Below are 13,423 nucleotides of genomic sequence, written 5' to 3'. Positions count from 1 at the left end.
TAGTCTCAGATATTTAGCTTTTTAAAATAAAATTACCTTTGCGAAACTTCCTCAAAAATAGCACTTCTTTTTAAAATCTAACCATTGTGTGTAAAGAATTTACGAATTGGCAGACGCTAAAAGCCTCTTAAAAACGAGCATTTCTTTCAACTCTATCTTCAATCGAGAAGATAATCAAGCCTCTATTTTTTCCATATTACTTATATTTGCACAACTAAATCAATTAAAGAGGTCTTGAAAAAATTACTGCCCTTATTTTCATATGTTTTTCATCCCGTATTTATTCCGGTTTATGCTACTTTATACTATCTTCTTTTAAATAATTCCAATTTAGAAAACCAAGAAAAATACCTCGTATTATCTCAGGTTGCACTTATTACGATAGTGATTCCATTACTGTTTTTTTTTATACTGCGTTATTTAGGGAAGATTGGTTCCATTATGGCTCCTGGACTATCTGAGCGCAAGTTGCCTTTACTCATTCAATGCTTTTTAATCATACTCTTAGTTCGGAATAACATCACGGTCGAACGCTATATAGAGTTGCATTTTTTCTTGTTAGGGGCCTTATTCAGCGCGCTAATCGCACTACTGCTGCTATTCGTTAGGACAAAGGCTAGTCTACATATGATGGGGATAAGTGCGCTAACCCTATTTGCTTTTGGGCTCACATTGCATTACAAAACGCAAAACATCGCTTTAATACTATTCCTAATACTTATGAATGGTTTTGTGGCTTCTTCGCGATTAGTGATGAAAGCCCATACCAGTACAGAACTAATTATAGGAGTTCTCTTAGGCAGTATACCGCAAATATTACTACTGTTCTTATGGCTATAAGATGTAAAAAATCACGCCAATATTAAGCGCCTTCATGTTTATGCTCTCGCCTTCGATTTTCGCCGAGTTAAAAAGCGAATTCAATCCGTAATGAACATATACATTTATTGTATTATAACCGACTGACATATAGATCCCATAGAGAACCTTATTAAAATCCTTATTGTTTAAAACAACTATTTTACTTTCGGTATCAGTAAAAACAGATTTGTTGTACAGCAGATAACTAAATTTAAATCCGCCATAAATTCTCCAAAACTTATGACTTTCATACGTTGATGTTCTCCATCTGAATTCGATAGGCACATCAATCAATAATTGTTTGAACTTGTTTTTGCTATAAGCTGTTTTAGAGTCAATAATGGAATACACGGGCGTTTCTCCGGGTTCCGATATAAAAAGATTTTGATTGTAGTTGTTATAAGAAAAACCGAGACCCGAAGCGATTGCTATAGTCCTATCGTCGTTTATGGGCATATCCCTAAGAAAACCTGCCGAGAGACCAACACTAAACTTGTTTTCCGACAAACCAATAGGTTTTTCTTGTAAAGTATTATAAGTAAACCCAAAATAGAACTGATCTTCTCTATATAGAGAATCGATTTTCACCGCTTCTGCATTTTGAATTGTTTTAGTTTCCTGCGAATATCCATTAAAAAAAACTATCAAAAGTAACCAGTTTAAGATAGACCGCATATAATTATTTCTGTTTAATGACTGCTCCATTATCGTCCTGGATTAATTTTTGATCCCTATTGTTATGCACTGTTACGCAAATATAAGATTTTGAAGGCTTGCAGTCACTAATCAGATCAAAAAACATCTTCGGTGTATTAAATACACTAGACTATTCTTAAAATGATAAAACCCCAAGCACTTTTCGCAAGTGGTTGAGGTTTTAAGTTTTCAGTAGAGAGAAAGGGATTTGTTTCTTTCTCAATATGTCAGTGTTTACGATCTCTCACAAACTATTAAAAACCAAGGGTCTCGATTTTACTCCTACAAATTATAGGCAAAAATCATATAATCTTATCTTTGCAAATATACTGATATTTAATCCTTTATCAAAGTGAAAAACGTATATACCTTGTTTAATCTTTGAACTAGCTGACTTATACTACAGAGTTGTCTTAAGTTCAAATTTTAGTTGCTTAAAACTTCATTCCTATCCAATTATCAATGGTTCGACCTGTTCACTTTTTAGGCTAGTGTATTGGCAAAACTCCTCGATTGACACAAACTCATTTTGGAGCTTATTGAGCTCCTTTCTTATTTTTTGAAGTAGTCTAATGCTTTGGCGATAACTCTTTCCGGTTATGCGTTGTATATCTTTCGGGTAGATACATAATCTCTTGTTATTTGTTCTCATACTCTATCTATGACTTTGACTGGGCTTTGCCGTACTTGAAACCTATACGGTTCAACTTCTAGCACTCAATAAAAATAACAAATAATTCCTTTCGTTCAGAAGTAGAAATTTATTCCTGTTAATGTTGGTTGTAAATGGCTATTTAGGTCATTTTCTGTCATTTGTGTCACAAAGTGACATATGGAATAGGGGAGTCTTTTTTATGTGATTTAATTGGCTAAAATTTGTTTCATAATCAATCGAAATATGTTGCAACAGGATGATGATTGAGTGAATTTGAAACATTTATTAATTTAAAATTTTAGGAATTATGGCAAGACAGAAAGGCATAATTAAATTGAAAGGTACTATCGGAGATATTACCTTTTACAAAACCAAGGACGGACATTTAGCTCGTGAAAAGGGCGGTGTTGATGCCAGCCGAATCAAAAGCGATCCAGCCTTCCAGAGAACCCGCGAGAATGGAGCCGAATTTGGAAGAGCAGGAAAGGCAGGGAAAGTCTTGAGAACGGCCATGCGAACTTTGCTTATTAATTCTGCTGATGGAAGAATGGTAAGCCGATTGACTCAATCTATGATTAAAGTCATTCAGGCAGATATGGTAAGTGAACGCGGACTGCGCAATGTAATTGATGGTGAGGCAGAATTGCTTGCTGGTTTCGAATTCAACATTAGGGGCAAACTGGGCACTTCTTTATTTGCTCCTTTTGTGGGGACAATTGACCGTGCTTCGGGTGACATCACGGTTGATTTGGTGCCATTTGTACCTTCAAACATGATTGCGGCCGCAAGCGGAACCACGCATTTCAAAATCATATCTGCAGGTGCGGAAATAGATTTTGAAGCTGAAACTTTTGTGGTTGCCACATCGGAAACGGATATTTTAGCGTGGGATTCGAATCCAACCGTTGATATTAATCATATCAATTCAGTTACTCCTGGTAGCACAAAACCATTGTTTTTGGCTTTGGGAATTGAATTTTTTCAAGAGGTAAATGGAAGAATGTACCCTTTGAAAAACGGTTCATACAATCCATTGGCATTGGTGCAGGTAAGCGGTCTGTAAGATGGTTTTAGTGTTGGATAGAACTTATTTTCCCCAGGGAACACAAGGAGTTTTAGAATGGAACGGCACTCTAGTTTGTTATACCATCGAGTTGCCCTGGTTGGAAAACCAAAGGCGCATTTCTTGTATTCCCGAAGGAGAATACGTTTTACAGAAGCGGTTTAGCCACAAATTCAAATGGCACTTGCATTTACAAAATGTTCCAGGTCGAGATTTCATATTAATCCATCCTGCTAATGATGCTAAAAAAGAACTGTTGGGCTGTATCGCTCCCGTAACGATACAAACCGGAATAGGGAAGGGCAGTGCCTCCCGAATAGCATTACAAAAGCTTACGACATTGATCTATGCTGCTATGGGACGTAATGAAGAAGTGAAAATAAAGATCCAATCTAAAAAGTTAGTATTATGAATGTAGTAGAAAGAACAAAATCGCCCACTCCGAAGTTTTTCAGAGTATTGCGTAGTATTGGTTTGGCATTGTTGGGCCTAAGTGGAAGTGTGATTGCGGCACCAATAGTTTTGCCAACAGTTGTTATTAGTGTTGCGGGATATTTGGCAGTTGCTGGAGGAGTGCTTTCTGCAGTGAGTCAAATGACAGTTGATGATGATGCGAAAGCAGATGATGAACTAATAAATAGAATGAGAAAAGACAATCAAAATTTACCACGTGATGGAATCAAATAACACGCTGCAAATTGGAACCGCATCTGGAACTTTACTGAGTGTAGTCCCTAACATCGTTTCTGAAGACATTGTAAAAACAGTTATCTTAGCAATTGTTGGAGCAATTATTAGTTTTATTGTTTCGCTCCTTTTAAAAGGATTGACAAAATTTAAAAAGAAATAGTTCGGGTTTCGCTTGGTAACCTTTTCCCGAATTTATATGAGAGCCTGATCGAGAGATCAGGCTTTTTTTTGTTATTTACAATACCTCAACAATATCACTCTTCTCATTTCACTGATAAGGATAATATTCTTCTTTAATAGGTCCTCTTTTTGTTCCAATAGCCTCAAAGCTTGGACCTGTTTTTTGTGAAGTTCGTGTTCCTGCAACATTTGATTGACTTTTGATGAAAAATCTTTTTTGAAATCATCAATTCGTAAAAAAGGAATTACGGACCCGACAAGTGATTGGTGCCAGAATTTGGCTTTCCAAAGACTATAGGCCAACCAATAAACCGTTTCTGCATCTTCTTCGTTTTGAAATAGGATTACATAGCTATTGGTAAATGGTTCTTTTTGCGGCTTTCCGCTGTTCATCCCTTTGTTAAGAATGAAGATTTGGTTTGCTCGGTAAACAGCATTTTGTTGGTGTGTTTTGATAATGAAGTTCGGCATAGCGCTTTGGTGTTAAAGATTCGACCTTAATTTTTTGGGAAAGAAAAAAGAGAAAAAAAGAAAGCCGTTATAACAGCAGAAATGACGAACGAAAATGGAGGGAAGAATGACCGACTGAAAGTGAGGAATGGATGCTAAACTTGCTGGATTTTTTTCTTTTTCTTTTCAGAAAAATGCACTATCGTAGTTGTTGAAATTTCTTAGGGGTGTTCTTGTGGAATCGGCAATAAAACACCCCCAAGCACCGAAAGGAGCAAAAAAAGTGGTGCCCGTTTTTAGGGCAAGGAACTTTTTTTTGCGGATGAGGAGCGCCGTGGCGGGGTTGCGGCAATCGAACAGCCACCATAGTCGCGAGAGTTGAGCGAAGGTACGAAGCGAAACGTAGCGGCTATGAGCGTGAAACGGCGGGTAAAAAATAAAAGGCAGCCGCCTTTTGGCGGTTTACCTTGATTTAGGGCAAAGCGACCGAGCCAACTGATAATTGATAGTGGATAATTGATAAATGGATGCTTCTAAGATAACGTAAGTGAGGTAAGCGGAGCCAAGCCCGATGGCTGTGCGAAGGAGCAACCGCTGAAAAAACGGAGGGCTGCAGACACAATATGGCTGGAATGCAGTGAAAAGAATGAGAGAGCTTTTAGCGGAATGGAATGGAGCGATAAGCGAATGAATGACTGTAACGAAATGAAGCGATATTGCGGATGCATAAGCCCGACCGAACGCAGGAAGAGAGCGTGTGGAGATGAGGAACGAAGCAGCGCAAAAAAACAGCTGCTTATTTTTAAGCTGCTGTATTTTTTTGTGCTGTGAAGTGTCTGTGGAACGGAGGGAAACCAAACTATTAAATCGAAGAGATAAATTGCTTATTTACCAAAAGGGTTCTTATGAAAATGTAGGGTTGACCGACTGGAACAGCCGAACGTAACAAAGGGAACGACCGAAGAGAGACCGCTTAATTGCCCGTGATGTTTTACGTGATAGTGTTTTTAAACTGATTTTATTTTAATGAGGCAATCTTGAGGTGATTAATTAAACTCATAAAAGTACCCCAGTCTTTTGATTCCGATATCTTTAAAACATGCCTTTTTTGCAATTTTACAGAAATATTAAACTAGATTTTTATGAATTTGTAGCAACAAAAGATGTTACTTAATTAATCATATTTCTTGCTTACCCTTTGTAAACCTTGATAAACAAAAGAAATAAGCTCATTATATACCCCTTGCTTAGCTACAGCCTATTGTTTTTTAAACATATAAAATGCATTTTTATCTCTTTGCTTTTCCCTTATGCGATCCAATAATCCTTACCCTTGAAACTTATTGGCGTAGGAGCGTGATGCCACCGTCTCGTTTCTATAAGGTATGCTTTTAAAACAACATTTGAGAAGCGGTGAAACAACTATTTCACGTGGGAGGTCAGAAGACCTCGAAGAACTGCGGTTTCAATTATATTGAGGATATTCTTTTTGAACTTGTTTGAATGAATCTATTATTATCTACAATTTCAAACTTTCTGATGAATATACCATTCATTTTTTTTACAAAATCAATATTGTAATTATTATTATGAAATTGAGGTCTTTTGCCTTTTGTTATTTTTGAGTATGGTTCACCAAGTAATTCAATGATATTCTCTAATTCAGCTTCATCATAATCATCATAATGCAAATTGAATAATTTTACTTTATCCTCCGTTGATTGGCTTTGGGCAAGTAATTCTTTTAAAAACTCTAAGCTGACCTTTGTTTTTGGATTACGGGACAATAAATGGCAAACTTTTATAGAAATAGTTTGATTTTCCATGAGAATAGATTCAGGAGTATTATCTATCATAGTTATCTTCTGCTCCGAATTGAACAATGCTGAATCTATTAATTTTAAAATGATTGAAGATTCAAGAGTATAATCTCCTATTTTCTCCATGAATTCATCCTTGTTTTTTTCTAATATAGTAATAAGTAACTCGGGGAAACTTTTGCTAATTGATTCATAAACAGCTGTGCGTAAATGAACTGTTTTATTTTGGATCAATAATTTCATTTTGTCTTTAGAAATAGCCTGAAATGATTCAATTTCTCCATACCAATAAGGTAATGAAGTAATTAATTTGGTAAAGCTTTCTAAAGTGATTTTGCTATTTATAAGTACTTTTAGAAAGGATTTTACAAAATCTGAATTTTCTTCATCAAAGTCTTTGTTTATTATAGTTTTACTTAATACACCACCTACCTCTGTGTTGTTCAGATAAGAAACTAAAACATCATCAAAAGGAGTTTTCTCAAGAGAAGAATCATTGATAAAATTGTTGTAATAATTGAGTATATTACCCCACGAAATTTTGATTTTATTTTCATTTAGTAAAGTAGGCCAGAAAGCGGTATCTGTTACTTTTAATATATCTGCAATTACAATCTCATTTTGGATTATTATTTTTTGCTTTAAGAGGTTATTTACATTTTCATTATTAACTAACTGAATAATTGCCTCTTCACATTCATTACAATTTGCTTCTTCTTTTAAAAAGATCTCCCTTATGTAAAATTCAATATTATTATCAACATACTTAATTAAATTTGTGGTTCCCGAATTTTTAATAATCGTATAATTTGCTGTTTTGAATAATTCCAAATCAATTGTATCAGTAGAATATCGATTTAAAATCAATTCGATCATTTCTCTATTGATCTCGTAATGATTGTTGTTATAAATAAAGTCTGAGATTTCTTTATTAGAGATTTCTTTTAAATTTTTAAACTTAATATTGACAGCAGAAATGAATTCAATTAATTTGGATTTATTATCCTCAAAATAACTGATATCTTCTAATGCTGATAAAAATATTGGTATTTGTTTCTCTATATCAAATCGATTAATGAATTCATTTACCTTTTTATTTGCGGCATAAGAAAGCATTAAATTCAAGTAAATTTTTAATTTATCAATAGCATACACAGGTGATATTTCTGACCAAAAACCTGATTTACTATATATATTCCATTGAGAGTTTAGTCCTACTATAAAACCTTCTATATTTTTTTCTTCTGCATAATTAATATAATTATCAATGAATTGGCGAGGAGAATTCAAAATTATTAATTTTAAAACTCTTTGTAATTCATTATCAGTTTTCTGAACTCTATTTTTTATCAAATAATCTAAGAGTGAATAATTTAAAATTTGTATTCTATCAAAGTAATCAGGAATATCTTTTAGTTTTAAGACCAAATTATTCAATTCTTCTAATTTATGACTAAAAGACAAAACAGTTCCGTTGGTAAAAGATAATAAAAATTCGTGGTCATTTTTACTAATGCTTCCAGCGTAGAAGTGAGACATATAATGCAAATAACTCTCATCAATGTGACCATTTCTCAAAAGATAATTGATCAGATTTTGATTTTGTAAAGAATTGTTTTTCACAACATGCGGAAGATAATTTTTCGAATTTTCGGTTTTTAAAATTTCAGATAAATTTTTTGATTTTAGATTTTCCTTTTCTGTTTTTAATTTATCCAATTCTGTTTTTATTTCATTTAAACGTTTAGATTGTTTGTTTTGAACTATTATTAGACGTTCATTATAGTTTCCGATCTCATCTTCTAATTGTTTAAAAGAAACGTTACTATTATTTGGTTGTATTCCCCCATAATTATAATTGTAATAATAATTTATATTAGTGTTTTTTGAAAATATATCAAAATTCAAATCTTCTATTAAATCGACTATATAGCAATACTTATTATTTATGTTAAGGCATATAATGTTTTGATTTTGCGGTATTTTTTTGTAAAACTCAAGTATATATAAACTTCTCAGTTCTTTTATATTATTTAAAGCTTCATAATTTGTACTTTTTAATTTTTCATTTAATTCAGTTATATCAGAATCAATTTTGATAATTGAAGACCTAATTACAAGATGAGTTTTATTAAAAGCACTGAAAACAAATCCTTCTTGCTTATTTAGTTTATCAAAGTCAGTAGGTTCAATGTTTTTGTAAATCATCATAGCCAAAAGTTTTCTTTTGGCTAAATCTTTACCTATAATCTTCTTGTACATTTTATATTCGTTGACAATAGAAATCAATGTTCTTTTGTCTGATAAATAAAGAGACACTTCATCTATAAATGACTTTTCAATCTTATCTGCTTTAATGTCAATTTTGTTTAATAATTCTGTACCGGAATTACTGTAATTTAAAACGGGGATTACCGGAATAATAAAATCAAAGAATTTGGTTCTTTCATCTTTTTTAAAAGTATCATCTTGAACAGCATAAACAAAAGTTACTTTTCTATTTTTTTTTATAGGCTCATAATTGTTTATTAAAAAATTTATTTCACGCAGTTTGATAAAAATATTTGAATTATCAAATCGATCTAAATCTTCTATAAACACAACATCTATCAAATTTCTTTCAAAGAAATATAAAATTTCATCTATTTCATTTTCAAAATCTTTGCTCTTTTTTGGATCCTCGTTTTCCATTTCTGCATTCTGAAAACTGAATTTTGTTAATTTAAAATTTAAGATGAATCCCATAATTTTATACAGAAAAAAACCAATACCGCTAATTAAATAAATAGAATAAACTATTACAGCTGGTCTATAATAATGATTTAAATTAAAAAGCGCGTTAAGTTTATTCAGGAATTCTATTTCTAAAAAATAAGCGAGAGAAGTTAGCCATAACAAAAAAGCAAGCGCTTTCAAGCCAATATATCTGTGATTTTCAATACGTTTAAATCTTGATTCGGGTATTTTATTTTGTTCGACTTTATAAAATAACTGTTTTAGAATGCAAAATTCAATTTCCTTATTGTCGTGAACATTCCCATCGAATGTTGCTAAGGAAATATTCAAACATTTATACTGAGGATTTTTATACTCAAAAGTCTTTATAATAGAGCTTTTTCCGGAACCATAAGTACCTGCCAGAGCTACGTTCTTTATGTTTGGATTATCAATTGAATACTTTAAACTTTCGCTGTATTTATCTTGATTTCCCCGAAGTCTTTTAGGAGCAAAGTCCTGCATACCTTGCTTGTTATCAAATTTATGAATTCCATTAAGTTTTCTGTAGCATTTGCTTAATGCAATAATACTATATAACAGGTAGCCTTTTATTATTTGTAGTAACTTTCTTTTCATATTCCTTTGTTGATTTTGGGAAACTCATTTATATACTTACCAAGAGATGTGTTTTAAATGTTGTTTCTATGGTGTCTAAGACCTCCCCACTCAGAAAACTGCCCTTCGACCTGTTCCCGATTTCCTGAAGTATTTTGTTTATCTCACTTGTGTTTACTTTGCCTTGTAACTCTTTTTTGACGGACAAAAGAATATACGCTTTGCTACCTTTCTTGTTTATCCAGTCGATTTGGCAATTGTTTTTTATTGCTTAAACCACTCCGTGTAAAGTGTCTTGTATTGATCCGGCTTCATTGATGATTTCCTTTTTGAAACCAAAATGTCGTAGAAGGCCAATTTCTCCGACGGTTAAACCGAGTTCTTTTGTGCGGTGGTCTTCCTGCTGATTAATATCTCCAAGGTGGCTCATAATTTACTAGTTATATTAATAAACGAGTTATATTCTTTTCTTGATTTTGAGATTATAACAATTGCTTAGAAATTTTCTAATTTATGGACAATTGTTATTGTTAAAACTAATTTTTATTATCTCTTAACAATCAAACGATTAACTTCATCATAACTATAATTCACAACCTCGCCGCTAATAATCAATTCAATAGCTTGTTCTATAACATCAATAGGTGCTATGAACCATTCTCTGGGGGTGTGTCTTCTTTTTTTCTCATCAAAAATGTCAAGATTTAGACAAGATTTACCAAAGAAATTATGCAATAATTGCTCTAGTTTTTGCGGGTTCATATTGTAGCATTTCCAGGAGGTAATTATTTTTACCGGAGCCATCAAATAGGTAGGGTCTTTTTCCGCATTTTTGATTCTTTCTTCTACTTCTACTTTAGAATATCCAATTTTGTATAAATTATCAATTTCGATTATTCGCTCGTCTTTGCTTTTGGAACGAAGGACATAAATATAACCTGCAGCTTCATCTTCATCAGTAATAGCACTGAATTTTTCAATGAAGTCTTCATTTACTTGTTCTATGTTCTCTGAAACTACTTTACCATTGGCATAGAGTATTTTCTCAACAGATCGCTTCAGCATATTTGAATGGGTGCCATTTTCAAAAATACATTTGGTTCGCCCATCTTCCCGAACTCTAGTACCGTCTTTCTTGTAATGGTCTTTCCTATCAATGTTAATTTCTTCTAGTAAAAATAAAACTCCATTATGAACATAATAGGTTTCTTCTCGAAGATTACCCATTTTGAAATCCACGAGTTTTCTCTTTCCAGTGGCTAAATCAGATTGAATTTCTTTAAATAATGATTCATATTTATCAAAGTCTTTTACAGGCTTTCGTTTCGCAACAAAATCTGTCGCCATTCTTTCCTCTGTTTTTGGTGTGTGTTTAAAATCAAACAGATCAGTATCATCCTCCAACAAATCAAAACTATCATCATTAAAAATATCATCAATTGAATTAATTTCTTTTGGTTCTAATTTTAATAAACCATGAATATCCTGCTCTTCTAAAGATTCCATTTTTTCTATATCGGATCGAATGCTTTTTAAGCGGGAATAGAGTTGAAATTCAGATATGTTTCCCGGATTGGGCTGTGGTTCTTTATTGTATTTTTCAACAAAGTCATTAACCTCATCAAAAGAAGCTAATAATCGCTCGTCTGCATTTCGTATTGTTGAAACTTTAGGTTTGACATTTAGAATGTCAAATTGATCGTTTGCAAAAATGTCCTCTAAGGTTTGAAATTTATCCATTTGTATTGGCCATTCGTTTTCTTTTTTCTTCTTTCAAGTAAATAATACATTCTGCCATTCTTCGTTCTAATGGGTCGTTTGCATTTAAACTTGGTTCTTTGTCATACATTTTCTTGAACTCTATAATTTTGGGCCATAAAATTTTAGCTTCTTCAAAGTCCATTTTTATTCTTGTGGCTTCGATGGTGTCCTGAATAATTTTCAACACTTTTGTAGTCACGGATTTCGAAAGTATTTCAAAAGCTTTTTGGAAAGGATTAATTGTATCAATCAAGTCGATATGTAAATCCTCTATGTTTACAAACTTATCTGCCATCCTGATAAATCTTTGGTCTCCTACTTCTTTTATTTCACCCGATTTGATTACTGAATCTACTACCACATACTGGCGGATTTCCTCAATTTCTTCATCTGTTAATTCCGGATATTTAATTCTGATGATTTTTGGAATCAAAACTTTGTTAATTACTTCGGGGTCGATGTTTCCAGGCATCGCTTTCAGCATGGAATCGTCTTGTAAAATTGATGCTTTCAAATCATTCAAATCCGATTCTACAATATCTTTTACCCTCTTTGAACTTGGCGCTTTGAATCCTCTTATTTTTATTTCACCTGGCTTAGCCTCTTCGTCATCATTATCTAATCTTGTTTTGAATTTGAAGTTGGGAGCCAATACTTGTTCCATCAATAAGGAAGCTGTAATGGCTTTCAGCATATTATTGGTGGCCACTTTTACATCATCTTGAATGGCTTCCGGACTGGCAATAAGATTGGTGAATTGGGCATGTGTTTTATTATTGCTATCTCTGGTGCAGCGACCAATTATTTGAATTATCTCTGTTAATGAACCTCGATATCCCACCGTTAAGGCGTGTTCGCAAAAAGGCCAGTCAAAGCCCTCTTTTGCCATTCCCAAAGCTATGATTAAATCCATATCATCAACTTCTTTGCTGTTTCGGAGGTAGTTTACAATCTTGTCTCGTTCTCTGGAACTGTCTTCGACTAAATCAGCTACTTTTAATAGTTTACCATCACTGTGGCGTTTGATATGAATTACACCGGTATCAGAATCTTGTTTGATTACATCCCCAATAGCATCTAAAATGAAATTTACCTCATTGTGCTTGTCTTTTGTGGATTCGCCTGAATTTACATTTGGAATATGGAGAATTGTTTTTTTATCGGTATCGAGAACATCCAATATCGCCGAAGTGTATTTTCCAGTATAGAAATGATAACCAATTCCCAATGATTTCAGGAAGTTGTAGCCGTTCAACTGTTCGTAATAATTGTAGGTTACTTTGGTAAACTTGGCTTCATTTTCGGGCGTTAAAATAGGTACGCTGTCTCCTCTAAAATAAGAACCGGTCATCGCTACAATATGAGCATTAGATTTGCTCATTATCGATTTTAACAATTCCCCCAATCTGTTATTGGCATCGGCAGAAACGTGATGAAATTCATCTATAGCCAAAAGTGTGTTGTTGAATTTTGCGTCGTCTAATTCCTCACAAGCAAAGCGTAAAGTGGCGTGTGTACAAATTAACAGTTGCTCCTCACTATCCATAAATTTATGAAAGGCTTTTACTTTACTCTTGCTACCATCATCACCGGGCGTACAAAGATTGTAATTGTCATTGGGTTCCCAGTTGGCAAAAAAGCCATCTTTTTTCAAATCAGTTTTAGAAAATGAACTCCCAATAGAACGTTCAGGAACTGCCACGATCACTTTTTTTATTCCTTGATTTACTAATTTATCTAATGCCAAGAACATCAGAGCACGAGATTTTCCAGAAGCTGGCGGTGCTTTGAGTAATAAGTACTGGGCATCCCGAGATTCAAAGGCACGGGTTTGCATTTCTCGCATTCCCATCGTATTGATTTTGGTGCTGTTCCCTGTTTTGTGGTAGTTTACATTTACTATATCTGGCATGG

The 13,423-nt window shown here is 33.5% G+C and carries 11 protein-coding genes; 5 read left to right on the top strand and 6 right to left on the bottom strand.

Annotated elements, in window-relative coordinates:
- Positions 1 to 234: 234 nt before the first annotated feature.
- On the top strand, positions 235 to 840 hold the full coding sequence (locus tag ACEN2H_RS09060) for a hypothetical protein (protein WP_441732014.1): 606 nt from the start codon (positions 235 to 237) through the stop codon (positions 838 to 840).
- On the opposite strand, the gene ACEN2H_RS09055 is transcribed toward ACEN2H_RS09060, so the two are convergent.
- Positions 835 to 1,509, bottom strand: coding sequence for a porin family protein (locus ACEN2H_RS09055; RefSeq protein WP_441732013.1), 675 nt, complete (start codon positions 1,507 to 1,509; stop codon positions 835 to 837). The two genes, ACEN2H_RS09060 and ACEN2H_RS09055, sit on opposite strands and share 6 nt — an antisense overlap.
- Positions 1,510 to 2,519: 1,010 nt before the next feature.
- On the opposite strand from ACEN2H_RS09055, the gene ACEN2H_RS09050 reads away from it, so the two are divergent.
- The 4 genes from ACEN2H_RS09050 to ACEN2H_RS09035 are packed head-to-tail and all read left to right on the top strand — an operon-like array spanning position 2,520 to position 4,125.
- On the top strand, positions 2,520 to 3,275 hold the full coding sequence (locus ACEN2H_RS09050) for a hypothetical protein (protein WP_441732012.1): 756 nt from the start codon (positions 2,520 to 2,522) through the stop codon (positions 3,273 to 3,275).
- A 1-nt stretch (position 3,276) separates the two neighbouring features.
- The gene (locus ACEN2H_RS09045) at positions 3,277 to 3,687 is read left to right on the top strand and encodes a DUF5675 family protein (protein ID WP_441732011.1); all 411 of its coding nucleotides are present in this window, start codon (positions 3,277 to 3,279) and stop codon (positions 3,685 to 3,687) included.
- Positions 3,684 to 3,962, top strand: a complete 279-nt coding sequence (locus tag ACEN2H_RS09040) for a hypothetical protein (protein WP_441732010.1) — start codon at positions 3,684 to 3,686, stop codon at positions 3,960 to 3,962. Before ACEN2H_RS09045 ends, ACEN2H_RS09040 begins: the two co-directional genes overlap by 4 nt.
- The gene (locus ACEN2H_RS09035) at positions 3,949 to 4,125 is read left to right on the top strand and encodes a hypothetical protein (RefSeq protein ID WP_441732009.1); all 177 of its coding nucleotides are present in this window, start codon (positions 3,949 to 3,951) and stop codon (positions 4,123 to 4,125) included. The genes ACEN2H_RS09040 and ACEN2H_RS09035 overlap by 14 nt, the downstream gene beginning before the upstream one ends.
- 71 nt (positions 4,126 to 4,196) lie before the next feature.
- Here ACEN2H_RS09035 and ACEN2H_RS09030 read toward each other — a convergent pair whose 3' ends face one another.
- The 5 genes from ACEN2H_RS09030 to ACEN2H_RS09010 all read right to left on the bottom strand — a co-directional run bounded on the left by ACEN2H_RS09030 (position 4,197) and on the right by ACEN2H_RS09010 (position 13,421).
- A complete protein-coding gene (locus ACEN2H_RS09030; RefSeq protein ID WP_441732008.1) occupies positions 4,197 to 4,616 on the bottom strand; it encodes a DUF6943 family protein in 420 nt (139 codons plus the stop codon).
- 1,448 nt (positions 4,617 to 6,064) lie between these two features.
- Positions 6,065 to 9,769 (bottom strand): YobI family P-loop NTPase, encoded by a 3,705-nt coding sequence (locus tag ACEN2H_RS09025; RefSeq protein WP_441732007.1) that lies wholly within the window; start codon positions 9,767 to 9,769, stop codon positions 6,065 to 6,067.
- 250 nt (positions 9,770 to 10,019) lie between these two features.
- The gene (locus tag ACEN2H_RS09020; RefSeq protein ID WP_441732006.1) at positions 10,020 to 10,178 is read right to left on the bottom strand and encodes a hypothetical protein; all 159 of its coding nucleotides are present in this window, start codon (positions 10,176 to 10,178) and stop codon (positions 10,020 to 10,022) included.
- Positions 10,179 to 10,294: 116 nt separating this feature from the next.
- The gene (locus ACEN2H_RS09015) at positions 10,295 to 11,488 is read right to left on the bottom strand and encodes a GIY-YIG nuclease family protein (RefSeq protein WP_441732005.1); all 1,194 of its coding nucleotides are present in this window, start codon (positions 11,486 to 11,488) and stop codon (positions 10,295 to 10,297) included.
- Positions 11,481 to 13,421: a DEAD/DEAH box helicase gene (locus tag ACEN2H_RS09010; RefSeq protein ID WP_441732004.1), complete on the bottom strand. Its 1,941-nt coding sequence runs from the start codon at positions 13,419 to 13,421 to the stop codon at positions 11,481 to 11,483. The genes ACEN2H_RS09015 and ACEN2H_RS09010 overlap by 8 nt, the downstream gene beginning before the upstream one ends.
- Positions 13,422 to 13,423: the final 2 nt, after the last annotated feature.

Source organism: Flavobacterium sp. W22_SRS_FP1 (assembly GCF_052113685.1).
Lineage (GTDB): Bacteria > Bacteroidota > Bacteroidia > Flavobacteriales > Flavobacteriaceae > Flavobacterium.
This window is presented reverse-complemented; position numbering and strand designations above follow the sequence as displayed.

What these genes read in the sequence shown, in the direction of transcription:
- ACEN2H_RS09010 (WP_441732004.1), bottom strand. Translation starts at nt 13,421, where the DNA reads ATGCCAGATATAGTAAATGTAAACTACCACAAAACAGGGAACAGCACC.
- ACEN2H_RS09030 (WP_441732008.1), bottom strand. Translation starts at nt 4,616, where the DNA reads ATGCCGAACTTCATTATCAAAACACACCAACAAAATGCTGTTTACCGA.
- ACEN2H_RS09020 (WP_441732006.1), bottom strand. Translation starts at nt 10,178, where the DNA reads ATGAGCCACCTTGGAGATATTAATCAGCAGGAAGACCACCGCACAAAA.
- ACEN2H_RS09025 (WP_441732007.1), bottom strand. Translation starts at nt 9,769, where the DNA reads ATGAAAAGAAAGTTACTACAAATAATAAAAGGCTACCTGTTATATAGT.
- ACEN2H_RS09040 (WP_441732010.1), top strand. Translation starts at nt 3,684, where the DNA reads ATGAATGTAGTAGAAAGAACAAAATCGCCCACTCCGAAGTTTTTCAGA.
- ACEN2H_RS09045 (WP_441732011.1), top strand. Translation starts at nt 3,277, where the DNA reads ATGGTTTTAGTGTTGGATAGAACTTATTTTCCCCAGGGAACACAAGGA.
- ACEN2H_RS09015 (WP_441732005.1), bottom strand. Translation starts at nt 11,488, where the DNA reads ATGGATAAATTTCAAACCTTAGAGGACATTTTTGCAAACGATCAATTT.
- ACEN2H_RS09035 (WP_441732009.1), top strand. Translation starts at nt 3,949, where the DNA reads ATGGAATCAAATAACACGCTGCAAATTGGAACCGCATCTGGAACTTTA.
- ACEN2H_RS09050 (WP_441732012.1), top strand. Translation starts at nt 2,520, where the DNA reads ATGGCAAGACAGAAAGGCATAATTAAATTGAAAGGTACTATCGGAGAT.